Source organism: Seonamhaeicola sp. ML3, assembly GCF_023273855.1.
Classification (GTDB): Bacteria; Bacteroidota; Bacteroidia; order Flavobacteriales; family Flavobacteriaceae; genus Seonamhaeicola.
The window spans coordinates 1,390,112-1,414,346 of record NZ_CP096884.1; the positions used below are offsets into that span (position 1 = coordinate 1,390,112).

Consider the following 24,235-nt stretch of genomic DNA (forward strand, 5'->3'; position numbering starts at 1 on the left):
TACAAAAACAGTTAATGATAACAAGTATTTTTAGTAAATCAAAGCCAATAAATTTCGTGATTGTTTTCTTTGTGATGCTTTTGGCTTTTTTTATGGCTAGTTTCGAAGCCTCAATAGCATCTAGTATATGGGCTTTTGTTTCGAAGAAATTTATGTCGGTTTTTGTCTGTTATGCTTCAATTTTACTTTTAAACTTCATTGTTAGTAAAAACAGCTTAACCAAACGTAACAACTACGAGATACTGTTTTTTAGCCTATTTTTATTATTGATACCTTCTGCAACCTTAGACGCCGAAATTATCTTTTCTAATTTTTTCATTTTACTGGCTATGAGGCGGATTGTGAGCCTTAGAACCCAGAGGAGTGAAAAAAAGAAACTTTTTGAAGCTGCCATCTGGATTTCTATTGCATCTTTGTTTTACTTTTGGGCTATTTTATTCTTTGCACTAATACCAATTACTTTAGCCTTATACTCCAACAATAATGTTAGGCATTGGATTATACCCTTTGTAGGTGTCACTACAGTTTTTGTTATATCTGTTGCGGTTTCTATTATTTTAAACGATTCTTTTTTCGGTGTTTTTAAAACTTTTCCAGGGTTTAATTACGATTTTAGTAGTTACAATTCGTTAAGGTTTATTGTTGCGATGACATTGATTTTATCCTTCGGAACTTGGTCTTCGATTTTCTATTTACAGAATATAAAGAAACAGAAACGCGCCTACAGGGCATCATTTAAAGTGGTAATACTTGCGTTGGTGATCGCAGCTGTTATTGTGTTTCAAGCGCCACAAAAAAACGGAAGTGAATTTTTGTTTCTGTTTGCTCCTTTGTGTATAATTATTGCTAACTATGTTCAAACCATAAAAGAAAAACTGTTTAGGGAAATATTTTTGTCGACTTTAGTTGTTGTTCCTTTGGTTTTGTTAGTGTTGCAACTTTTCTCCAAAGGCTAAATCGCCTGCATCACCTAACCCAGGAATAATGTAACCTTTATCGTTTAGTTGGTCATCGATAGCGGCTATCCAAAGGTGAGTGTTTTCATCAAAATTTTGACTTACAAACTCAACCCCTTTTTTAGCTCCAATAACACTCACTAAATGAATGGCTTTAGGTACGCCAAAGGGTTTTAAGGCCTCAAAAGTGGCAATCATAGATTGTCCAGTGGCTAGCATAGGGTCTGCAAGTATAAGCGTTTTGCCTTCAAGATTAGGGCAAGCCAAATATTCTACAACAATTTCGAAACTTTCAGGATTATCTTTATGGTGCCTGTAAGCAGAAATAAAAGCATTTTCGGCCATGTCGAAGTAGTTTAAAAGTCCATTATGTAAAGGAACTCCAGCTCTTAATATAGAGCATAGCACAACATCATTATTTGGTAAATTGGTATGGGTTTCTCCTAAAGGGGTTTCAATAGTAAATGGTTTATACGATAATGATTTACTAAGCTCATATCCAAGGATTTCACCTATACGTTCAATATTTCTTCTAAAGCGCATTCGGTCTTTTTGAGTAGAGATATGTCTTATTTCCGAAAGGAAAACATTAAGTATAGAATTCTGCTTAGATATGTTATGAATTTGCATAAAAGTCGGGGTTAGTTCCTAAGTAAAGTTATTAAATTAAAGTATATTTGCCCATTAAATTTTTTATCATGTTTACCACAAAGGCCAATAAAATTTTTCAGCAGGTTATTGAAGATTATCATAAAATCGATTCGGTTGATCAACCTTTCGAAAATCCTTATGGAAAGGATAATTTAATAGAACATTTGTTATACAGAAAATGCTGGATAGACACTGTGCAGTGGCATTATGAGGACATTATTAGAGACCCACAAATAGATCCAGTGGCTGCCTTGACATTGAAACGTCAAATAGATGCTTCAAATCAAGATAGAACCGATATGGTAGAGTACATCGATAGTTACTTTTTAGAGAAGTACAAGGACGTAAGCGTTAAAGATGGCGCAACTATTAACACTGAAAGTCCGGCTTGGGGTGTCGATAGATTGTCGATATTGGCTCTAAAGGTTTACCATATGAATGAAGAAGCTACTAGAAACGATGCTTCTGAAGAGCACAAACAGGCCTGTAAAAGTAAATTGGATGTTTTACTAGAGCAAAGAGTTGATTTGTCTACTGCCATTGATACGTTGCTTAGTGATATTGAAAACGGGGATAAATACATGAAGGTGTACAAGCAAATGAAGATGTACAACGACGATGAATTAAACCCTGTATTGCGTTCGCAGAAATAAATTATAGCTAATCTTCTCACCTTAAGTTGAGATGCCAAAATTGCCTAAACATATTTTAGTAATACGTCTTTCTGCCATGGGAGATGTGGCAATGGCAATTCCAATTCTTAATGCGTTTACCAGACAATATCCCGATGTAAGGATTACAGTTCTTACCAAAGCGTTTTTTAAACCGTTTTTTAGAAGTTTGAATAATGTAAATGTGTTATCTGCTCAGGTTAAAGATAAGCACAAGGGTGTTTTTGGCCTGTACAGATTGTCTAAAGAAATTAAGGGTTTAAATATCGATGCGGTAGCCGATTTGCACAACGTACTTAGAAGTAAAATCTTAAAGTTTTTTTTAATTGGTTATCCGTTTTTTCAAATAGATAAGGGCAGAAAAGAAAAACAAGATTTGATTTCTGGTAAACGTTTTGAACCTCTAAAAACAACACCCCAGCGCTATGTTGAGGTTTTTGAGAAACTAGGTTTTAAAATAGACTTAAATCATTTAGAATTTCCTGAAAAAGCAGTTTTAAATAGCGAAACAGAAACGCTTTTAAAAACAAAGCTTAAGTCTAGAATAGGTATTGCACCATTCGCAGCACATGAGGGTAAAATGTATCCTTTAAACCTAATGAAAGACGTTATTGAGGTGCTTTCTAAAGAACATCAGGTTATTTTATTTGGAGGAGGAGATAAAGAGGTGGCACTATTGAACGGTATAGCCTCTTCATTTAAAAATGCAGTTAGTGTTGCAGGTAAATTATCTTTAGACCAAGAACTCGATGTTATTTCTAATTTGGACCTCATGATTGCCATGGACTCTGGTAACGGGCATATTGCCGCGTCATTAGGCGTTAAAGTGTTAACTATTTGGGGGGTGACACACCCTTATTCTGGTTTTAAACCTTTTAATCAGCCTGATGATCATGATTTATTGCCGGAGAGGGCAAAATTCCCAAAAATTCCAACGTCGGTTTATGGCAATAAATATCCTGATAGCTATAAAAATGCAGCTGGTAGTATTACCCCGAATACAATAATAAATAAGGTGAAATCTATTATTTAAGTTGTTTTTCGCAGCGCCTTATACATCATCATAGTCAACAACTATTTTAGGCGTTGTTGGCTTGGCTTGGCAAGTAAGTATTAAACCTTCGGCGACTTCATTATCGGTAAGAATATTGTTCTGTATCATGGTTGCTTCGCCTTCAGTAATTCTGGCTATACAACTGCTACAGATTCCGCCTTGGCAAGAGTAAGGAGCATCTAAATCTTTATCGAGTGCCGCTTCTAGTATGGTTTGTTTTTGGGACATTTCAAAAGAAGTTTCTTCATCGTCCACCACCACAGTAATATTTGTTTGTCCGTTATTGGCTGTGGGCTCATTTTTTATTTCTGCAGGTTTAGCCGCTTTGAAAAGTTCAAAATGAATACGTTCCTCGTTAATACCGTTTTCAGTAAGCACATCTTTTACAGTATGAATCATGGCTTCGGGACCGCATAGGTAAAACGCATCTACTTCAACGTGTTTGTGCTTATTCTTCATGACGTAGTTTACCGTACTTTTTTCAATTCGGCCAAAGAGAGCATGGTCTTCATCTTTTTGGCTAAAAACAAATTGAATTGAAAAACGGTCTTTATATTTGTGTTGAAGTTCAAGAAGTTCGTTTAAGAACATAGTGTCTTGAGTTGTTTTATTTCCATAAACCAAAATAACCTTACTGTGAACTTCTTCCTCTAAGGCGCATTTTATAATACTAAGAACAGGTGTGATACCACTACCAGCAGCAAAAAGCGCTATATTTTTTGTTTTTTTATCGTTGGGCTCAAAAATAAAACGGCCTTTGGGTGGCGCAACCTCTAGGGTGTCTCCCGCTTGTAATTTAGTGTTGGCATAAGATGAAAATGTACCATCTACCACTTCTTTAACCGCCACCTTGAGTTCATCACTTTTTGGAGAAACACACAACGAATAATCACGTCGCACTTCATTACCGTTAATGGTCGTTTTTAGCGTAATATATTGTCCGGCTTTAAAACTAAACTCATCTTTTAAATTTTCTGGTAAGTTGAAACTAATGCTGACCGATTTATTAGTTTCTCTATGGATGTTTTTAATACTAAGATTATGAAATGATGCCATGCGATTGTTTTTGGCAAAAATAAGGAAGACTTAAGATATATAACCCATATTTACAGGTTAAATACATGCATAAGATTTATATGCATAACTATTTTATGTATATTTGTAAACATGAGTAATCAGAAATTATACAAGGGCAGTTTAGCGACTATCATCTTAAAACTTTTAAATGAGCATGATAGGATGTATGGCTACGAAATTACACAAAGAGTAAAAGAAATCACTAAAAACGAACTAAAAATAACCGAGGGTGCGCTTTATCCTTCGTTACACAAATTAAAGGCCGAAGGCTTACTAGATGTGGAGATTGTTAAAATAGGCAATAGGCTCAGAAAATATTACAGGCTTACCGAAAAAGGCACCAAAGAAACAGTTAACAAGCTGGCAGAGCTTGAGAACTACATTAAAAATATGCGCGCTTTAGTTAACCCTAAATTTAGATTTGAGTAAAATGAAGAAGTTAAACAATTCTCAAGTTAACAGTCTTTACCAATTTACTCAAAGCCACTTTGTGGAACACTATGATGTGCAAACGGAACTTGTGAATCACTTGGCTAATGATATAGAAGAAGTTTGGCTAAAAGAACCGGATTTACCCTTTGAAAAAGCCAAACAAAGAAGTTTTGAGAAATTTGGGGTTTTTGGTTTTATGGATATTGTTGAGCAACGAAAAAAGGCCATGAATAAACTGTATATTAAACATTTACTATGATACACAAAAGAATGGTTTCAGTTACCTAAAATTCTCTTTTCAATAAGTTTGTTTTTAGTTGTGTACATGTTTTTGCAGATGCCTCATGGTCTAACTATTCTTCTAAGTTTATCTTTTGCTTTATTAGTTACTGGGAGCATTTTGGCTTTAAAATTGAAAAGAAAATATAAACAAAGGTTTCTAGAAAATGGAAAAAATGGATGCTTGAGGAAATGGTTTTATCAATCACAACTTGGAATACAGCACTTATAGCCATTAAGTTGTTTAATGTTTTTAATCTTATTCGTGAGGACAGTTTCCTTCCGCTAGGTGCGTCAATAATGTCATTTATATTCACATTGTTCATTTTGTTTTCCTACGTTTCGCTAAAAATATTACCAGAAAAAGTAGATGAACTTCTTAAAGAAACATATCCAGAATATAAATTTCTTTAGAATAAATGTAACTTTATCGAGAGTATAAATACCAATATCCATAAATAACCAAACCATCTTAATATGATAAAGCATTTTATTAGCCTTGAATGGAAATCTTTCTTTAGATCTGCCACGTTAGGGAAAAGTATAGCTATTAAAATATTCATGGGCTTTTTTGCTTTGTATTTTGCGCTTATTTTTGCGGGTTCTGGATTTGCAATAATTATGTATCTAGAAAAAAAACAACCAGATACCGATCCCTTTTTATTTTTTAACAGTTTTATTTTCTTTTGGTTTTTGGGTGATTTAATCTTTCGGTTTTTCTTTCAGAAACTACCGGTAATGACTGTAAGACCTTTATTGATATTGCCTGTAGATAGAAGTCAGATAGTGAATTACGTGCTACGCAAATCGATGATTTCGTTCATTAACTTTTTACCGCTATTGTCTATAATCCCTTTTGGAATACTCTTAATGGTTAAAGGGCATACAAGTGCATCTATTGTAATTGCTTGGTGGGTAGTGTTGATTCTACTGATACTCATTAATAATTTTCTTAATTTCATAATTGAAAGTCTTTCAGCGGAAAAGGAATTATCCTTTCTTCCTGTAATATTAATAACAGGTGCTCTTTACGGGCTCAATCATTTTGGTGTTCTTGACCTTGCCGACTTAATGTCTAAAGCGATAGTGGGAATATCTGAAAACCCATATTATATTATTACTCCTATTGCTATTTTAGGAGCGCTTTACTCCATAAATTTCAATATTCTACTCAAAAAACTGTATTTAGATAGCGGACTGAAAGAAAAAGTTAAAGAGGTAAATGCCTCAAATATGGAATGGACCAAAAGTTTTGGGGATATTGCACCGTTTCTTCAATTGGATTTAAAGATGATATGGAGAAACAAACGAACAAAATCTTCAGTTTGGATTTTGTTAATGGGGCTACTCTATGGGCTGTTTTTTTATCCGCAGCCAACATACCAAAATATGCCATGGTTTTTTATGCTAATCGGGATTTTTTCCACCGGAATCTTCCTAATCAGTTTTGGTCAATTCATTCCAGCCTGGGATAGTGGCTATTATAAGCTGTTAATGAGCCAAAACATAAAATACGAGCAATATCTTAAATCTAAATTCACTTTAATGGCCGTTAGTGTGGTGGGGCTTTTTGTACTTGGTATTCCTTACGTTTATTTCGGATGGAAAGTCTTATTGGCCCATTTCATCGCGGCGATTTATAATATTGGTGTGAACACCCATGTTATAATGTGGGGAGGCTCGTTTAATAGAAAAAAAATAAACCTCGACCAAAAGGCCGCCTTTAATTATCAAGGCACAGGAGCTGTACAGTGGCTTATAGGTATTCCTTTAATGTTGGTGCCAATGGGCTTGTTTGCCTTGTTTTACTTTCTGTTCAGTTTTGAAATCGCCTGTGCGGTTTTAGGGTCAATGGGCGTTATTGGTCTCGTTTTCCACCAAAAACTTATGAAAGGTATCACGGCCAAGTACCTAAAATCTAAATACATAATGATCGATGCTTTCGATCAAGATAACTAAAAAAATATACCATGATAACAACATCAAATCTTTCAAAAAAATATAAAAGCAAAGAAGTTTTAAAGATAGAAACCTTAGACATTCCAAAGGGTCAAAGTTTTGGGCTTGTTGGAAATAATGGTGCAGGTAAAACCACTTATTTTAGTTTACTGCTAGATTTAATACAGCCAACTACTGGCAATATTGTAAACAACGATATAAAAGTTAATGAAAGTGAGGATTGGAAACCCTTTACTTCGGCATTTATCGACGAAAGTTTTTTAATAGGCTATCTTACCCCAGAAGAATACTTCTATTTTATTGGCGAACTGCGTGGCCAAAACAAAGCCGATGTAGATAAGCTAGTATCTCAATTTGAGGATTTTTTCCACGGTGAAATTTTAAATCAGAAGAAATACCTGAGAGACCTAAGTAAGGGAAATCAGAAAAAGGCAGGTATCGTAGCCGCTTTAATAGGAAATCCTGAAGTTATTATTTTAGACGAACCTTTTGCTAATCTAGATCCAACCACCCAAATAAGGTTAAAAGGCATTATAAAGGATTTGGCCGAAACCAAAGGTGTAACGGTGCTAATTTCCAGCCATGATTTAATGCACGTAACAGATGTTTGCGAGCGTATTGTGGTTCTTGAAAAAGGGGAGGTTGTAAAGGATTTGGTAACTAGTAAGGCTACATTAAAAGAGCTAGAGGCTCATTTTGCCGGATAGATCTTATTAGGTTTATTAGAAAAGATGTTTATTTTTACGGTTGTATATAATATTAGCTGAATGTAATCAGTTATGTATTAGACTAAAAACACCAACAGTGCGCACATCTTTTAGAGTTATTCTTGTTGTTCTTTTCTCGACCTTTTTAATTGTTAGTTGTTCAAGAAAAAAAGACAATTTTGTAAGTAGAAATTTTCATGCTGTAACAGCAGAGTTTAACCCACTTTACAATGGTTATAATGCACTAGAGCAAGGCAGGGAAAATCTTAACCAGAGTTATTTCGACGATTACTGGAATGTGTTGCCCATAGAGCGTATGCAGATTTCAGATGAAATTGTGCTGCCAGGACAATCGAAAAACGAAAACTTTACACGTGCCGAGGAAAAGGCCGTAAAAGCTATTCAAAAGCACAGCATGAACATTAAGGGGAAAGAAAAGAACCCTCAAATGGACGAGGCTTATTTACTTCTAGGAAAGGCCAGATATTTTGACCAACGTTTTATTCCTGCATTAGAAGCTTTCAACTACATTCTTTATAAATATCCAGCAAGCGATAAAATCAATCAAGCTAAGATATGGAAAGAGAAAACCAATATCCGTTTAGATAATAACGAGTTGGCTATTAAGAACCTAAAACGTTTGCTGTTTAGAGAGAACTTGGTAAATCAAGATTTGGCAGATGCCTCTTCAATGTTGGCACAGGCGTACATTAACACAAAATCTATAGATAGTGCCATTACGCAGTTAAAGATTGCAGAAACCGCTACCAGAAGTAATGACGAGCGAGGGCGTTATGGGTTTATTCTGGGGCAATTATATAATGAATTAGGGTTTAAAGACAGCGCTAATATGGCTTTCGATAGGGTTATTGATCTTAACAGGAAAACGCCAAGAATTTATATGATTACCGCGCATCTCGAAAAAGTGAAGAACTTCGATTATGATAATGGTGATAAGTGGGCGGTTTTAGAATTACTTTCAGATTTAGAGAAAAACAGAGAAAACAGACCGTTTTTAGACAAGATTTATCATGAAATAGGAGGGTTTCATTTAAAGAATAAATCAGATTCCCTAGCGACCCTGTATTTTAATAAGTCTCTACGAGAAAAGTCTTTAGACAAAACCCTTAATGCTAGAAATTACGAAATTCTGGGCGATATGAATTTCGATAAATCTGTTTATCGTGAAGCTGGTTTATATTACGATAGTACCATGACCAGTTTAGTACTGAACTCTAAACCGTATCGTATTATTAAGCGGAAAAGAGACAATCTAGAGGATGTTATTTACTATGAAGGCGTTGCTCAAGTAAATGACAGTATTTTGCATTTGGTGAATATGCCAGATGAACAGAGAATCACCCATTTTGAAGCATTTATAGAAAAACTAAAAGCAAAAGCAGAGGTCGAAAAGAAAGAACAGAAGCGTCAGGAAGCCCTAAAGCGCAATAGCGGTTTAGTAACCGTAAATAATAACCTATGGAGACCAAATACCCCGGGAGGACTACCCGGTCAGGCAGCTGTGTTTTATTTTTATAATCCAACAACAGTTGCCTTTGGTAAAAATGAATTTGTGAAAATATGGGGCGATAGACCTTTGGAAGAGAATTGGCGATGGTCTAGTAGAAGTGCTTCCTCAGGAACAAATATTAGTGCGGGTTCTGATGTTTTAGCAACAGCTACAGATGATGAATTGTACGACCCTCAATTTTACATATCCAAGATTCCTTCAGAAGAAAAGGAAATCGATAGTATTTCTAAAGAAAGAAACTACGCCTATTATCAACTCGGGCTTATTTATAAGGAGAAATTCAAGGAGTTTGTCTTGGCTAAGGATAAGTTTCAGGATTTATTAAAAAGTAATCCTGAAGAGCGACTGGTATTGCCAACAAAATACAACCTTTATAAAATCTATGAGGCATTGGGGCAAAATGGTGAAGCTGCAATTGCCAAAGAAGGAATTATTAAAGACTATCCAGAATCGAGATACGCAACAATTCTTAGCAATCCAGAGTTAGCTTCGGCTAAAGATGAAAATAGCCCGGAAAGTTTATACGAAGGACTTTATGCAAAGCATGAAAATCAGGAATATGCAGAAGTGATTGCAAAGTGCGAAGAATATATTAAGTTATATGATGGCGAACCCATGGTGCCTAAGTTCGAGCTTTTAAAAGCTACTGCAACAGGAAGGTTATATGGCTATGAAGCTTACAAAGAAGCCATTAATTACATAGCGGTTACTTATGCCAATACAGACGAGGGGCTTCAAGCTCAAAATATCGAAACTAAAGTATTGCCAAAGTTGGCTAATTCAGATTTTATAGACGAAACGGCAAATATTACTGCACATTATAAGGTCATTTTTAAGTTTGATAGTTCTAAAACAGAAAAGATACAGTCGTTTAGAAAAACTTTAGATGAGGTTCTGAGTACCATAGGATACTATGAGTTACATTCGTCGGTGGATGTGTATAATGAGAATATATCTTTTGTTATAGTGCATGGTTTAAAAAATGGCCAAGTCGCCAAGACCTTTGAACAGTTACTGACTAAAGAGAATAAAAAGAAAATCAGGGAACCGTATTTTGCCATGGCTTCGGCAAATTATCAAATTATTCAAATTCATAAGAACCTAGATGCTTTTTTAAGCGTATATAACAATTAATAGCACATTATGTTTTCCGAAAATAAAAAAAATAAAATGGTAGAAAACACATCGAGTCAAAATATTATTGCTCAAGGCACTACTATCGTTGGGGACTTCTCTAGTCAAGGTGATTTTAGAATAGATGGTACAATAGAAGGTAATGTAAAAACCAGTGGCAAAGTAGTCGTTGGTAAATCGGGTTTAATTAAAGGTACCCTAGAAGGAACTGATGCTTATTTTGAAGGCGCTTTTTCTGGGAAGTTATCATTATCCGGAACATTAACTCTAAAGTCTTCTGCACAAATAGATGGCGATGTTGAAGTTGGTAAACTTGCCGTAGAACCCGGAGCAACTTTTAATGTAACTTGCGTTATGAAAGGAACTGTTAAAGAAATAAATAACAGTGGGCAAACAAGAAGACAACAAACCGAAAAAACAGCTTAACCCTTACCTTAGGTTTACATCTGTAGCTTTTCAAATGGGTATAACCATTTATTTGGGCAACCTGTTGGGTAAATGGCTAGACTCTAAATACGACAAAACCTTTTGGGAGTCTACGGTAACCTTGTTTGCTGTTTTTTTGGCCATGTACCAAGTAATTTCTCAAGTATTAAAAATATCTAAAGACAAATGAGCAAAACATTATTAATCTACTTAATAGTGTTTGTAACACTTTTTTTTTCAGCTAATTACCTTCATCAATATATATTGGACGGGAGTTCATCTGTAATCAGGTTTGACTTAAAGCCCGTTTATATCTTTTTTTCACTGTTTTCGTTATTTATATGTGTCGTTTTTCAGTTTTTAAGACTGGTAAAAAAGGCTAAAGACCAATTAGGGTTCATTTATTTAGGAACTTTGGTTTTGAAGATGATTTTTTTCTCAATTGTTTTTAAAAAAGAGGTGCTTGATTTACCCGATTTAACAAAGATTGAAAGCATAAATTTGTTAATCCCTCTATTTATTTTTCTGTTTGTTGAAGTGTATTTTATTGCTAAAATTTTACAACAGAAAAAGTAGATTGCATTAAAGCAAAAAAAATAGTTGTTTTTTCATTTATTTACGTACTTTTGCGCAGAATTTAGAAAGCGTAATTTTACAATGAAGATTGCTTATAAATCTAATCTAATCGCTACAATTGTACTTGTAGCCCTATTTACAGTTAATTGTTTTGCTCTAGGAGAAGACAAAAAACACGATTCTCAAGACGATGGAGGTCAGGTAGACACCAAAGAAGAAGTAGAAGCCTACATTCTTCATCACCTCAAAGACTCCCATGATTTTCACTTGTTTTCATACACAGATTCACATGGCGAAAGAAAGCATGTTGGTTTTCCTTTACCGGTAATCCTATGGACAAGCAATGGATTAACGTCTTTTATGTCTTCAGAGTTTCATCACAATGATGATGGTCATGTTCTTGTTGAAAAGAATGGTGTGAAATTGGCTAAGATTCACGGTAAAATATTTGAGCTTGATAACGGCGCATCTGCATTAAGTTTTGATGACCACCATCACGCTACTAACGCACATAAAGTTTTTGACTTATCAATCACTAAAAGTGTAGTTGGTATTTTACTAATAGGTTTATTAATGTTCTTAGGGTTCTCTTCTTTGGCTAGACAGTACAAATCAAAAAAGATTCCTACTGGTTTTGGTCGTGTTTTAGAGCCATTAGTAATTTATGTAAGAGACGAAATTGCCAAACCAAATATTGGTGAAAAAAAATATAGAGCATTTACAGGGTACTTATTAACTGTATTCTTCTTCATATGGATATTAAACCTTATGGGTTTAACACCACTTGGGTTTAATGTTACTGGACAGTTAGCTGTAACAGCTTGCTTGGCCATCTTTACATTGATCATATATACATTTAAAGGTAACAAAGAATATTGGGGTCACGTATTATGGATGCCAGGTGTTCCATTATTTGTTAAGCCGGTTTTGGCTTTAATAGAATTAGCGGGACACTTTTTAATTAAGCCTTTCTCATTATTAGTGCGTTTGTTTGCAAACATTTCTGCAGGACATATCGTTGTAATGAGTTTAATTGCTATCATGTTCACATTAAAAAGTGAATTGACAGTTGGAGGAGCTACTGCTCTTTCGTTAGTGTTGTCGTTTTTTATAACGTTAATTGAGGTGTTAGTGGCCTTCTTACAAGCCTATATCTTCACAATGCTATCGGCATTGTTTATTGGTATGGCTGTAGCAGAGCACGATCATCATTAATATAAAGAGTTTGTTTAATTTTAAATTTAATTTGTAATGACAGTTCCAAATTTAGTAGGTGCCGGTTTAATCGTAATCGGAGCTGGTATTGGTTTAGGTAAAATTGGTGGATCAGCAATGGAAGGTATTGCTCGTCAGCCTGAGGCTACTGGTAAAATCCAAACAGCAATGATTATTATCGCTGCACTTTTAGAAGGTTTAGCATTCGGTGCATTATTCTTAGGAAAATAATCCGAATCAAAAACAAAGAACATGATCCTGCAACGGTTGGTTGCAGGGCATGTTTTTAAATTAAACAATATTTTAAAGGAAATAAATTAGTTACATAAAATGGAAACATTATTAAACGATTTTTCACCAGGATTATTTGCAGTTCAAACAATCTTATTGTTAGGGTTAATCTTTTTAATGGTAAAATTTGCTTGGAAACCAATTCTTAACTCTTTAAATGATAGAGAAGAAGGTATCCAAAATGCATTAGATGCAGCAGAGAATGCCAAAAAGGAAATGGAAAACCTTCAGGCGGATAATCAAAAGTTGCTAAATGAAGCCAGAGCAGAGCGTGAGGAGATGCTTAAAGAAGCTAGAGAGATGAAGAACAAAATGATTGAGGATGCTAAGGAAGAAGCAAATGAAGCAGCTTCTAAATTAATGGCTCAAGCTCAAGCAACTATTGAAACTGAAAAGAAAGCGGCTATTTCTGAGTTAAAATCCCAAGTGGCAAATTTATCAATAGAAATTGCTGAAAAAGTAGTACGTGAAGAATTATCTAACAAAGACAAACAAGTAAAATTGGTTGAGTCTATGTTAGGTGAAGCAACTTTAAACTAATTTATAATGGCAGGAACTAGAGCAGCAATACGTTACGCAAAGGCGGCACTTAGTTTAGCTAGCGATCAAAAAGCAGCCGAGGCTGTGAATAAAGATATGGTTGCTATTGCAAAGACCATTTCTGAAAATGATGAATTAGACCAAGTTTTTAAGAGCTCTGTCATCAAATCAGATGTAAAGAGTGCGGCATTAGCTAAGATTTTCCCAAAGCTTAATAAAATCAGTTTAGGATTATTTGATGTTTTAGTATCAAATAAAAGAATTGACCTTATAGGAAGTGTTGCTGAAAAATATACCGTATTATTTGATGAGCTTAACGGTAAAGAAGTGGCTCAGGTTACTACTGCGGTTCCTATGACCAAAGATCTTGAAATTAAGGTTTTAGCTAAAATTAAGGAACTTACAAGTAAAGCCGTAGAGCTAGAAAACATCGTAGACGAAAGCATTATTGGAGGCTTCGTTCTACGTATAGGAGACAAGCAGTATAATGCTAGTGTCCAAAACAAATTAAACAAGTTAAAAAGAGAATTTTCATTAAACTAAGATAGTTTTATCTAAATAAGTAAAAAGATGGCAGAAGTAAAACCAGCTGAAGTATCAGCAATCTTAAAGCAACAACTAGCAGGATTTGAGGCGACTGCTTCGTTAGAAGAAGTAGGAACTGTGTTAACTGTTGGTGATGGTATTGTACGTGCATACGGATTATCTAACGCACAGTATGGTGAGTTAGTGGAGTTTGAAGGCGGACTAGAAGGTATTGTACTTAACCTTGAAGAAGATAATGTTGGTATCGTATTATTAGGTGCTTCAACAGGAGTAAAGGAAGGGTCTACTGTGAAACGTACTGATAAAATTGCTTCCATAGATGTTGGAGAAGGCATTGTTGGTCGTGTAGTTGATACATTAGGAAATCCTATCGATGGTAAAGGAGCCATTGTTGGTGATACTTATCAAATGCCACTAGAGCGTAAAGCTCCTGGGGTTATTTACAGAGAACCAGTAACAGAACCATTACAAACTGGTATCAAATCTATTGATGCTATGATTCCTGTAGGTCGTGGTCAACGTGAGCTTGTAATTGGTGACCGTCAAACTGGTAAAACAACAGTTTGTATTGATACTATCTTAAATCAAAAAGAGTTTTACGATGCAGGTGAGCCTGTATATTGTATATATGTTGCTGTAGGTCAAAAAGCATCTACTGTAGCAAGTATAGCTAAAGTATTAGAAGAAAGAGGTGCTTTGGCTTATACAACTATTGTTGCAGCAAATGCATCAGATCCTGCGCCAATGCAGGTATATGCTCCTATGGCAGGTGCCGCTATTGGTGAGTATTTTAGAGATACTGGTCGACCAGCATTGATTATTTATGATGATTTATCTAAACAAGCAGTAGCATATCGTGAGGTATCTTTATTATTACGTCGTCCACCGGGACGTGAGGCGTATCCTGGAGACGTTTTCTACTTACACTCTAGATTATTAGAGCGTTCTGCAAAAGTTATCAATGATGATAATATTGCTAAAGAGATGAACGATTTACCAGACTCTTTGAAACCAATGGTAAAAGGAGGAGGTTCTTTAACGGCTCTACCAATTATTGAAACACAAGCAGGTGATGTATCAGCATATATTCCAACAAACGTAATTTCTATTACAGACGGGCAGATATTCTTAGATGGTGATTTATTTAACTCTGGTGTACGTCCAGCTATTAACGTAGGTATTTCTGTATCTCGTGTTGGTGGTAATGCTCAGATTAAATCAATGAAGAAAGTATCTGGTACTTTAAAATTAGATCAAGCGCAGTTCCGTGAGTTAGAAGCTTTTGCTAAGTTTGGATCAGATTTAGATGCTGTGACTTTAAATGTAATAGAAAAAGGTAAACGAAATGTTGAAATCTTAAAGCAAGCTCAAAACGACCCGTTTACTGTTGAGGATCAAGTTGCAATTATCTATGCAGGTTCTAAAAACTTATTAAAAGATGTACCTGTAGATAAAGTAAAAGAATTTGAAAGAGATTTCATAGAGTTCTTAAATGCTAAGCATAGAGGTGTTTTAGACACTTTAAAAGCAGGAAAATTAACTGATGAGGTTACAGATACCTTAACCAGTGTTTGTAAGGACTTAGCAGGTAAGTACAAAGCGTAATCAAAGATGTGTCTTCCTGAACTCGTTTCAGGATTTCATAATTTATTCAATATAGATTCTGAAATAAATTCAGAATGACAAATAGAGAATATGGCGAATTTAAAAGAAATACGTAACAGAATATCATCGGTGTCTTCAACCATGCAGATAACCAGTGCCATGAAAATGGTATCTGCTGCAAAGTTAAAGAAAGCACAAGATGCTATTACTGCTATGCGTCCTTATTCAGATAAATTAACAGAGCTTTTACAAAGTTTAAGCGCAAGTTTAGATGCTGATTCAGGAAGTATGTTTTCTGAGCAACGTGAAGTAAAGAAAGTGCTTATAGTAGCTATTACTTCTAATAGAGGTTTATGTGGTGCTTTTAACTCTAACATTATTAAAGAAGTAACTAGGTTAGCTAATGAAACTTATGCTAATCAAGAGGTTTCTTATTTGGCCGTTGGTAAAAAATCTAACGATGCGTTTAAGAAAACAGGTCAAATTATTGCAAATCATAGTGATGTTTTCGATGATTTAACGTTTGATAATGTTGCTGACATTGCTCAAGATTTAATGAATAAGTTTGTTGAAGGTGAGTTCGATAAAATCGAATTGGTTTATAACAGATTTAAAAATGCGGCCACGCAATTAGTAACAACCGAGCAGTTCTTGCCGATTGTACCTGTAGAAGGCGAATCGAGTGTTAGCGGAGATTATATCTTCGAACCTTCTAAAGTAGAGATTGTAGAACAGTTGATTCCAAAGTCTTTAAAAACGCAAATGTACAAAGCTGTAAGAGATTCGTTTGCTAGTGAACACGGTGCTCGTATGACAGCTATGCACAAAGCAACCGATAACGCAACCGAGTTAAGAGACCAGTTGAAATTAACTTACAACAAAGCACGTCAGGCTGCAATTACCAACGAAATTTTAGAGATTGTTGGTGGTGCGGAAGCATTAAACAATTAAATATTATGCTGAACTTGTTTCAGTATTTCGAAATATTAAGCCTTACCATATTGGTAAGGCTTTTTTTATGGCATCCATTTTGTTATTGTTATATTTAAAAAACAGAATTGAATATTATGAAGTTAATTAAACAGATTACTTTTTTCACTTTATTATCTTTAGTTATGATGAGTTTTTCCCAATGTGCAAGTACAAAAAAGCTAGAAAGTGAAACGACATTAGATATTAAGGAAGTGTTTTATAAGGAATGGTCAAATCCAGCAAGATACACAGGTTCTGGAATGAATTTATATGTAATTGTACCTTCAGACTTTAATCAGGAAATCACTTTAGACAGTGTTTATTTCAGGAATAAGCAAGTAAAATTGGAATATGCCAAGGAGAATGTTTACGTGGGTAAATTTGAAACGGAAAAGAATAAACCTCAGGACATTGTGATGAGTTCAGACCCTAAGGCTGAGTATGGCAATGCTTTCCCGAAAATTAATAAGTTGTTTCCTTTCGAATTAAAAGAAGATGAATGTGTTATAAGTTACAAAGAAGGTAAAAAAACAAAATACGTTAAGTTACCAAACATAAAAAAGCGACAAGCAAAGTCTACATTAGACCATCGTATGTAGAGGCACAGTTTATCTTTGGTTTACGTTAACTAAAAACGTATTTTTAGCCCTATAAGAGTCAATCGTTGAGCGCACTTAAAACATTATTCAAACAAACGTTTATATATGGTTTAGCCACTGTGCTTCCTAGAATGTTGAGTTTTTTATTGGTGCCACTATATACAACCAATGGCGTTTTATCTTCGGTATCCGAATATGGTGAAGTTTCAGTGATTTTTTCCTATTTTGTTTTGTTCAATGTTGTACTTGCTTATGGTATGGAAACCGCTTTTTTTAGGTTTTTTAATAAGGAAGATGATAAAAACAGTGTTATTGGTACTTCGGCGATTTCTTTGATTATTTCTTCAATAGGGTTTTTCATAATTGCTTTATTGTGTCAAGAAGAAATAGCTTCATTAATACATATATCTGCAAAATACATTAATCTAGTCATTTGGATTTTGTTGTTAGATGCTTTGGTTATTATTCCATTTGCTTGGTTAAGAGCAACGCAAAGACCAATGAGGTATGCGGTTATCAAAATATTGAATGTTGTCATTAATTTGGGTTTAAATCTATTCTTCCTTTTAGCTTTAAAAGACTTGGCAACTCCAGAATCTATCTTTAAAGGTATTTATAGACCTAACTTCGAAATCAATTACATCTTTATTGCGAATTTAGTTGCTAGTGCTGTTACGTTATTATTAATGTTACCGTTTTACGTGAAAGTGAACTACGAGTTTAATTCAGAATTGTGGAAACGAATGATGAAATATGCTTTACCTGTCCTAATTGCAGGTATAGCGTTTTCGATTAACGAAACTTTCGATAGAATCCTTTTGGACTATTTACTTCCAAAAGACATTGCAAAAACACAAATAGGGATGTATTCGGCATGTTATAAGCTGGCATTATTCATGACCCTTTTTGCTACAGCTTATAGATTGGGTATAGAACCCTTTTTCTTTAGCCACGCAAAAACTGAAAATCCGCAAAAAAACTACGCAAGGATATTAGAGTTCTTTGTAGCTCTAGGTGCTGTAATTTTATTGGGAGTTGTTGTTTTTGCAGATATTTTAAAACCCATTATTGTTAGAAGTGAGGATTATTGGGAAGCCATGTGGGTTGTACCAATTATCTTATTAGCTAATTTTTGTTTAGGCATTTATCATAATCTATCCGTTTGGTATAAAATTACAGATAGAACCAAATTTGGAGCTTATATTTCCATTATTGGAGCTGTAGTAACCCTTGTAATTAATTTAGGGTTCATAAAGTCTTACGGATACAAGGCTTCAGCCATTGCAACTTTGGTTGCATATGGAATTATGATGCTGTTGTCATACCTATTAGGGCGAAAATATTACCCTATTCCATATAATTTAAAAAAGATAGGATTATATCTGGTTTTATCGATTCTTTTTTCAGGACTTTCATTCTACCAATTTAGAGCCAATTATATAGTTGGTATTTCTATGTTAATTGTATTTTTGGGTGTTATCTCGTTTTCAGAAAGAAATCAGATTAAACAATTGATAAAAAGATAAATTAAGTCGTGCTGAAATAGTCTGCACCAAGAGCAGAATAAGTGAAGCATCTCAACATATACTTATGAAAATTAAAATAATAAATAAATCGAGTCACGATTTACCTCATTACGAAACCATTGCCTCGGCAGGAATGGATTTACGAGCAAATATTGAAGATGCTATTACGTTAAAACCTTTAGATAGAACAATTGTTAAGACAGGGCTGTTTATTGAATTACCAATTGGATATGAGGCTCAGGTGCGTCCCAGAAGTGGTTTAGCAGCCAAAAAAGGAATTACCGTACTCAATGCGCCCGGAACTGTAGATGCTGATTATAGAGGCGAAATAGGCGTTATTTTGGTAAACCTTTCTAATGATGACTTTACCATTGAAAATGGAGAGCGCATTGCGCAGTTGGTCATTGCTAAACACGAGCGTGCAGAATGGGAAGAAGTTGATGTACTGTCTTCTACAGATAGAGGAGCAGGTGGTTTTGGTAGTACAGGAGTGAAGTAAACCAATTCCTGCGAAAGCAGGAATCTCATAATAAATAAACGTTTGACATTGGGGTGCCCGTATCTAAGCAAATAAACGTAGATGGATTTTATCAAATTTGGAAAAGAAGTACAACCTAAAAAAAGAGCTACCTGCTTTCGTAGTCATTAGAGTATGAAATACTGGTATGTCTATATCATGACAAATAAACCAAACGGTGTTTTATACATTGGAGTTACCGATAATATTGATGAACGTGTTAAAGAACATAAATTAAAAATATATCCAAAAGCATTTACAGTAAGATATAATTGTAATAAGTTGGTTTATTTTGAAGAGTTTGAAAACGGAAATGAAGCTGAAGTAAGGGAACGACAATTCAAAAAGTGGAAAAGAAATTGGAAGATAGAACTAATTGAAGAAATGAATCCTAATTGGATAGATTTATCCGAAAATTGGAATCTGAACTTTAATAGACTGAGAATATAAATATTAACCCAAAAGATACCTGCTTTCGCAGGCATGTGTTATGAAAATAATAGTACCTATGGCGGGCAGAGGTTCCCGATTAAGACCTCATAGTTTAACCGTACCAAAACCATTAATTCCAGTTGCGGGTCAACCTATTGTACATCGTTTAGTAAAAGACATCGCTAAAGTTCTAAAGCAACCCATAGAGGAGGTTGCTTTTGTATTAGGAGACCCTGCTTGGTTTGGAGACGATGTTGTTGATAGTTTAAAAGAACTAGCTGAAGGTTTAGGTGCCAAAGCATCTATTTACAGACAGGATAAACCTCTTGGAACAGGTCATGCTATCATGTGTGCTAAACCATCTTTATCGGGATCTGCAGTAATTGCTTATGCAGATACTTTAATTCGTGCTGAATTTGATTTGGATTCTAAAGCCGATAGTGTTATCTGGACCAAACAAGTTGATAACCCCGAGGCCTATGGTGTTGTAAAACTTAATGATGATAATGAAATAGTCGAATTGGTCGAAAAACCAGAGACTTTTGTTAGTGATCAAGCAGTAATAGGGATCTATTATTTTAAAGATGTTGCGGTACTCAAGAATAAACTACAGGAAGTACTCGACGAAAATATTATGAATGGTGGTGAGTACCAAATAAACGATGGCATTAAGCGCATGATGGCGGCCGGTAAAATATTCAAAACAGGAACAGTTGATGAATGGATGGACTGTGGAAACAAGGCCATTACAGTAGAAACCAACGGACGAATGTTAGACTTTTTGAAAGCCGATGGTGAAGAACAGCTAGTAGCCTCTTCTGCCACTATAGAAAATGCTCAAATCATAGAGCCCTGCTTTATAGGTGAAGGTGTGGTACTTAAAAACACCACTGTCGGGCCCCATGTTTCGGTTGGGAATGGCACTATTATTGAAGATTCAACTGTTAAAAACAGTTTAATCCAAACCAATACGTTAATTAAAAATGCTAATTTAGATAATGCCATGATTGGCAATAATGTAAAGTACGATGGTAACTTTACAAGTATTAGTATTGGCGATTATTCTGTTTTGGAATAGCATGAAAATATAGTTGTCATTGCGAGGAGAGAAGCGACGAGGCAATCTCTTTTGGAAATAAATGAAGCATAGCATTTATATATTAGTTTTCTTTTTTGGAATAGTTTTTATTCCCTGGTCGACTATTGCCCAAGTAGATTTTAATAAAACACCCGATGATGATTTAGGCGATGTTGAAGATAAATTTCAGGAGCATTTCTATGAGGCCATGAAACAAAAAGGGATTGAAAACTTCGATAGAGCCATAGAGTCCCTTTTAAAATGTGTTGAATTAAATAAAGATGTCCCTGTTTTATATTTCGAATTGGGTAAAAGCTATGTTAAACTAAAAAATTTTGGTGCTGCTGAAGATGCCTTGAAAAAGGCGGTAAGCAAAGACCCCGATAATGAGTGGTTTTTAGATGAGTTATACGGGTATTACATGTCACAAAATGAGTATGACCAAGCGGTTAAAACTATAAAACAACTTGTAGAGTATCACCCAGATTATAAAGAAGATTTGGCTTCTCTTTATTTCAGAATGAAAAAGTACAATGAGGCCTTAAGTCTCTTAGATGAATTGGATGAGAAACATGGTATTTCAGTATCGAGAGACTTACTAAGAAATAAGATTTATGAAGTCACCGGACGCAAAAAAGACCAGATTGAAAATCTAGAACAACGTGTTGACAGTAACCCAGAGAAAGAATCTAATTACTTGGCGCTTATTTATCGATACAGTGAGAATAACCAAAAAGAAAAAGCGTTCGAAACTGCTAAGGAGCTTTTAAAAATAAACCCAAGTTCCCATAAAGTACATTTAGCTTTATATAAGTTTTATTTGGAAGATAATGAAACAGAGAAAGCTATAGAATCTATGAAGATTGTGGTGAAGAGTAGTGAGATACACCCAGAAGCAAAACTTAAAGTGCTAACAGATTTTGTGTCCTTTGTTGGTGAAAATCCCCAGTATGAAGCCGATTTAGTAGAAGCTACCACCTTAGTAGAAAAGGTTAACAACAGCAAGACTCTTATTGAGTTGGGACAATACTATCTCACCAAGGATAATAAGCCTAAAGCTTTAAGTAATTTCGAATCGGCTTTAAAAATTGAACCTAATAATTTTGCTGTTTTAAAAAATGTCTTGCTCTTGTATATAGACTTAAATAAATTTGATTTAGCTAATAAAAAAAGTGAATTGGCTATAGAAAATTACCCATCGCAACCACTATTGTACTTAGTTAATGGCATTTCGTTTAATCAACTAAATAAACCGCAAAAGGCTGTAGATACTTTAGAAATAGGACTGGATTATATAATAGACGATGCGAAATTAGAATCTGAATTTTACAACCAAATAAGCAAAGCCTATCTGCTTTTAAACAATACAGAAAAAGCTAAAACGTTTAGTGATAAAGCAAAACAATTACAAAACACAAATTAATGCAATTACGAACCCAAATCTTACTAGTAATTAGCGCCGTTTTACTTTTTAATTGTAAATCGGCTAAAACCGTGGCGGGAGGTGATGCTAATTTTAATTTGTCCTCTAGGCAATTAATAAAAGAGAATTCCAAAAGAAGCCCAGTTTACCAAACATTAAAATCTACTGTTAAGATTACTTACGATGATGGTAAAAAAGTACATTCCCATTCCGTTAGTTTTAGGGGAAAAAGAGATGAAGTACTTTGGATGAGTGCTGCCTTTTCTGTTGTAAAAGCACTTATTACACCAAAAAAAGTGTGTTTCTACAACAAACTCGATAAAACCTATTTTGAAGGTGATTACGATTATTTAAGTAACCTTCTAGGAACGCAATTAGACTTTCAAAAAGTTCAGAATTTATTAATGGGCGAGACCATTTTCAATCTAAAAGATGACCATTATAAAGTCTCGGTAGACAGTGGTTCTTATATTCTTCAACCAAAAAAGCAACGGGAGCTTTTTGAGATATTTTTTCTCTTAGACCCTTCTATTTTTAAGGTAAAATCGCAGCAAATAACACAGCCTAAAGAATTAAGGCATTTACAGATAGATTATTTGTCTCACCAAGAGGTGAGCAATCAAATTCTTCCCGAAAAGGTTAAAGTAATTGCTGTTGAAAACAACGAAGAACTCATTATCGGTCTAGAATTTAAGAACGTATCTTTAAATGAGGAATTACGTTTCCCTTTTAAGATTCCGTCTGGTTACAAAGAGATTAAACTTTAATGGCAAGACCACTTAATTCATATAAAACATTTCTGTTTCTAATAGTTCTATTAACGGGTTGCTTAACTTTTGCCCAAAATGGTAACAAACGAAAGGAGCTAGAAACAAGGCGACTGGAACTTCGCAGAGAGATTAAAAAGATTACAGAACTTAGAGCTCAGAATAGGTCTAAAGAAAAATCTGAGTTATCTCAAATTGAAGAATACAATTATAAAATTAGTGTTTTAGATAACCTCATTAAGGTTACCAATCAACAGGCTAACTATATTAATCGTGAAATTAATTCTAACCAAAAGAAAATAACCGATTTAAGAAGCGAATTAAAACAGCTTAAGGAAGATTATGCCGCAATGGTAGTAAAGTCATACAAAAGCAAGAATCAGCACAGTAGAATCATGTTTTTGCTGTCTTCTGAAGACTTTAAACAAGCCTATAAGCGACTTGAGTATATTAAGCAGTATGCAAACCATCAAAAACAGCAAGGCGAAGCCATAAAAGCCAAAACTTTAGAATTACAGGAACTAAATAAAAATCTTTTAAAACAACAAGAAGAAAAAAAGGAACTCATTGCCGAAAACAGAGTAACACAGAAATCGTTACAAGAAGAGCGTAAGTTGCATGAAAATCTAATGAAATCCATTAGGAGCAATTTATCTAAATACACCAATCAAATAAGAGATAAGCAACGAGAAGCTGCGCGAATAGACAGAGAAATAGATAGAATTATAAAAGCGGCGATTGCCAGTTCCAATAAAGCTGCTGGAAAATCGGCCACATCAACAAGTTTTGCTTTAACACCAGCTGAAAAAGTTTTAGCCTCTAATTTTGTAGCAAACAAAGGCAGATTACCTTGGCCTGTTGAACGAGGCAGAGTAAGTAGGAGATATGGAAGTCAGCCATCTCAAATAGATAGAACTCTAACGATTAATAGTAGTGGCGTTGGTATATCTACTAATAAAGGTGCTCAGGTATTTTCGGTGTTTAACGGGGAAGTGAGCAGTATTATCAAAGTTAAAAATTCTAGGCCTATGGTGGCAATTCGTCATGGAAATTACCTCACCATTTACCAAAACCTTTCTAAGATTTTCGTTAAAAAAGGCGATAAAGTAAAAACTCGTCAAGCTATTGGTGAGGTTTATACCAATCCATCAGATGGAGAAACCGTTTTAACTTTTGTGATTTCAAAAGGATTGAACAGAGAAAATCCCGCTAACTGGATTGATAAAATGTGATACAAAGTATCGTCCTGAGCTTGTTTCAGAATCTCCTTT

28 protein-coding genes are annotated in these 24,235 nt (G+C 34.7%); 26 read left to right on the forward strand and 2 right to left on the reverse strand.

The annotated features are described in order from the left end of the window. The first annotated feature begins 14 nt into the window (after positions 1 to 14). On the forward strand, positions 15 to 956 hold the full coding sequence (locus M0214_RS06285) for a DUF6427 family protein (protein WP_248724616.1): 942 nt from the start codon (positions 15 to 17) through the stop codon (positions 954 to 956). On the opposite strand, the gene upp is transcribed toward M0214_RS06285, so the two are convergent. Beyond that, a complete protein-coding gene (gene upp / locus M0214_RS06290; RefSeq protein ID WP_248724617.1) occupies positions 927 to 1,586 on the reverse strand; it encodes a uracil phosphoribosyltransferase in 660 nt (219 codons plus the stop codon). The genes M0214_RS06285 and upp overlap by 30 nt on opposite strands. 68 nt (positions 1,587 to 1,654) lie before the next feature. Here upp and M0214_RS06295 point away from each other — a divergent pair, with 68 nt between their 5' ends. After that, positions 1,655 to 2,260: a DUF4254 domain-containing protein gene (locus M0214_RS06295; protein WP_248724618.1), complete on the forward strand. Its 606-nt coding sequence runs from the start codon at positions 1,655 to 1,657 to the stop codon at positions 2,258 to 2,260. 31 nt (positions 2,261 to 2,291) lie between these two features. Then, a complete protein-coding gene (locus M0214_RS06300; protein ID WP_248724619.1) occupies positions 2,292 to 3,311 on the forward strand; it encodes a glycosyltransferase family 9 protein in 1,020 nt (339 codons plus the stop codon). Positions 3,312 to 3,329: 18 nt separating this feature from the next. Here the strand turns inward: M0214_RS06300 and M0214_RS06305 are convergent, their stop codons facing one another. Next, positions 3,330 to 4,388 carry a ferredoxin--NADP reductase gene (locus M0214_RS06305; RefSeq protein ID WP_248724620.1) on the reverse strand — a complete coding sequence of 353 codons (1,059 nt, stop codon included), beginning with the start codon at positions 4,386 to 4,388 and terminating at the stop codon, positions 3,330 to 3,332. Between the two features lie 111 nt (positions 4,389 to 4,499). On the opposite strand from M0214_RS06305, the gene M0214_RS06310 reads away from it, so the two are divergent. The 23 genes from M0214_RS06310 to M0214_RS06415 all read left to right on the forward strand — a co-directional run bounded on the left by M0214_RS06310 (position 4,500) and on the right by M0214_RS06415 (position 24,196). Next, positions 4,500 to 4,838 (forward strand): PadR family transcriptional regulator, encoded by a 339-nt coding sequence (locus M0214_RS06310; RefSeq protein ID WP_248724621.1) that lies wholly within the window; start codon positions 4,500 to 4,502, stop codon positions 4,836 to 4,838. Between the two features lies 1 nt (position 4,839). Further along, complete coding sequence (locus M0214_RS06315; protein ID WP_248724622.1) at positions 4,840 to 5,100, forward strand: hypothetical protein; 261 nt, start codon at positions 4,840 to 4,842, stop codon at positions 5,098 to 5,100. Positions 5,101 to 5,312: 212 nt separating this feature from the next. After that, positions 5,313 to 5,534 carry a hypothetical protein gene (locus M0214_RS06320; RefSeq protein WP_248724623.1) on the forward strand — a complete coding sequence of 74 codons (222 nt, stop codon included), beginning with the start codon at positions 5,313 to 5,315 and terminating at the stop codon, positions 5,532 to 5,534. A 63-nt stretch (positions 5,535 to 5,597) separates the two neighbouring features. After that, on the forward strand, positions 5,598 to 7,079 hold the full coding sequence (locus M0214_RS06325) for a DUF5687 family protein (protein ID WP_248724624.1): 1,482 nt from the start codon (positions 5,598 to 5,600) through the stop codon (positions 7,077 to 7,079). An 11-nt stretch (positions 7,080 to 7,090) separates the two neighbouring features. Beyond that, positions 7,091 to 7,786 (forward strand): ABC transporter ATP-binding protein, encoded by a 696-nt coding sequence (locus tag M0214_RS06330; protein WP_248724625.1) that lies wholly within the window; start codon positions 7,091 to 7,093, stop codon positions 7,784 to 7,786. Positions 7,787 to 7,883: 97 nt separating this feature from the next. Beyond that, positions 7,884 to 10,451, forward strand: coding sequence for a tetratricopeptide repeat protein (locus tag M0214_RS06335; protein WP_248724626.1), 2,568 nt, complete (start codon positions 7,884 to 7,886; stop codon positions 10,449 to 10,451). 9 nt (positions 10,452 to 10,460) lie between these two features. Then, positions 10,461 to 10,877 (forward strand): polymer-forming cytoskeletal protein, encoded by a 417-nt coding sequence (locus M0214_RS06340; protein ID WP_248724627.1) that lies wholly within the window; start codon positions 10,461 to 10,463, stop codon positions 10,875 to 10,877. Next, the gene (locus tag M0214_RS06345; RefSeq protein WP_256467956.1) at positions 10,837 to 11,067 is read left to right on the forward strand and encodes an AtpZ/AtpI family protein; all 231 of its coding nucleotides are present in this window, start codon (positions 10,837 to 10,839) and stop codon (positions 11,065 to 11,067) included. The genes M0214_RS06340 and M0214_RS06345 overlap by 41 nt, the downstream gene beginning before the upstream one ends. Continuing rightward, on the forward strand, positions 11,064 to 11,453 hold the full coding sequence (locus tag M0214_RS15330) for a DUF6168 family protein (RefSeq protein WP_371873544.1): 390 nt from the start codon (positions 11,064 to 11,066) through the stop codon (positions 11,451 to 11,453). The genes M0214_RS06345 and M0214_RS15330 overlap by 4 nt, the downstream gene beginning before the upstream one ends. An 81-nt stretch (positions 11,454 to 11,534) precedes the next feature. Beyond that, complete coding sequence (gene atpB, locus M0214_RS06350) at positions 11,535 to 12,668, forward strand: F0F1 ATP synthase subunit A (RefSeq protein ID WP_248724629.1); 1,134 nt, start codon at positions 11,535 to 11,537, stop codon at positions 12,666 to 12,668. Between the two features lie 36 nt (positions 12,669 to 12,704). Beyond that, positions 12,705 to 12,899: an ATP synthase F0 subunit C gene (gene atpE, locus M0214_RS06355; RefSeq protein ID WP_014032715.1), complete on the forward strand. Its 195-nt coding sequence runs from the start codon at positions 12,705 to 12,707 to the stop codon at positions 12,897 to 12,899. Positions 12,900 to 12,998: 99 nt separating this feature from the next. Beyond that, a complete protein-coding gene (locus M0214_RS06360) occupies positions 12,999 to 13,499 on the forward strand; it encodes a F0F1 ATP synthase subunit B (protein ID WP_248724630.1) in 501 nt (166 codons plus the stop codon). Positions 13,500 to 13,505: 6 nt separating this feature from the next. Then, positions 13,506 to 14,042 carry an ATP synthase F1 subunit delta gene (gene atpH / locus M0214_RS06365; RefSeq protein ID WP_248724631.1) on the forward strand — a complete coding sequence of 179 codons (537 nt, stop codon included), beginning with the start codon at positions 13,506 to 13,508 and terminating at the stop codon, positions 14,040 to 14,042. A gap of 27 nt (positions 14,043 to 14,069) precedes the next feature. Continuing rightward, the gene (gene atpA / locus M0214_RS06370) at positions 14,070 to 15,650 is read left to right on the forward strand and encodes a F0F1 ATP synthase subunit alpha (RefSeq protein ID WP_248724632.1); all 1,581 of its coding nucleotides are present in this window, start codon (positions 14,070 to 14,072) and stop codon (positions 15,648 to 15,650) included. A 90-nt stretch (positions 15,651 to 15,740) separates the two neighbouring features. Next, positions 15,741 to 16,601 carry an ATP synthase F1 subunit gamma gene (atpG, locus tag M0214_RS06375; RefSeq protein WP_248724633.1) on the forward strand — a complete coding sequence of 287 codons (861 nt, stop codon included), beginning with the start codon at positions 15,741 to 15,743 and terminating at the stop codon, positions 16,599 to 16,601. 116 nt (positions 16,602 to 16,717) lie between these two features. Next, positions 16,718 to 17,221 carry a hypothetical protein gene (locus M0214_RS06380; RefSeq protein ID WP_248724634.1) on the forward strand — a complete coding sequence of 168 codons (504 nt, stop codon included), beginning with the start codon at positions 16,718 to 16,720 and terminating at the stop codon, positions 17,219 to 17,221. Positions 17,222 to 17,286: 65 nt separating this feature from the next. Then, positions 17,287 to 18,747, forward strand: coding sequence for an oligosaccharide flippase family protein (locus tag M0214_RS06385; protein WP_248724635.1), 1,461 nt, complete (start codon positions 17,287 to 17,289; stop codon positions 18,745 to 18,747). Positions 18,748 to 18,811: 64 nt separating this feature from the next. Beyond that, positions 18,812 to 19,246: a dUTP diphosphatase gene (dut, locus tag M0214_RS06390; RefSeq protein WP_248724636.1), complete on the forward strand. Its 435-nt coding sequence runs from the start codon at positions 18,812 to 18,814 to the stop codon at positions 19,244 to 19,246. A 153-nt stretch (positions 19,247 to 19,399) separates the two neighbouring features. Next, on the forward strand, positions 19,400 to 19,714 hold the full coding sequence (locus M0214_RS06395; RefSeq protein ID WP_248724637.1) for a GIY-YIG nuclease family protein: 315 nt from the start codon (positions 19,400 to 19,402) through the stop codon (positions 19,712 to 19,714). 40 nt (positions 19,715 to 19,754) lie between these two features. Beyond that, the gene (locus M0214_RS06400) at positions 19,755 to 20,774 is read left to right on the forward strand and encodes a sugar phosphate nucleotidyltransferase (RefSeq protein WP_248724638.1); all 1,020 of its coding nucleotides are present in this window, start codon (positions 19,755 to 19,757) and stop codon (positions 20,772 to 20,774) included. 61 nt (positions 20,775 to 20,835) lie between these two features. Then, entirely contained in the window at positions 20,836 to 22,197 is a 1,362-nt protein-coding gene (locus M0214_RS06405; RefSeq protein WP_248724639.1) for a lipopolysaccharide assembly protein LapB, read from the forward strand. After that, a complete protein-coding gene (locus M0214_RS06410) occupies positions 22,197 to 22,964 on the forward strand; it encodes a DUF4292 domain-containing protein (RefSeq protein WP_248724640.1) in 768 nt (255 codons plus the stop codon). Before M0214_RS06405 ends, M0214_RS06410 begins: the two co-directional genes overlap by 1 nt. Continuing rightward, positions 22,964 to 24,196 carry a murein hydrolase activator EnvC gene (locus M0214_RS06415; RefSeq protein WP_248724641.1) on the forward strand — a complete coding sequence of 411 codons (1,233 nt, stop codon included), beginning with the start codon at positions 22,964 to 22,966 and terminating at the stop codon, positions 24,194 to 24,196. Before M0214_RS06410 ends, M0214_RS06415 begins: the two co-directional genes overlap by 1 nt. Positions 24,197 to 24,235: the final 39 nt, after the last annotated feature.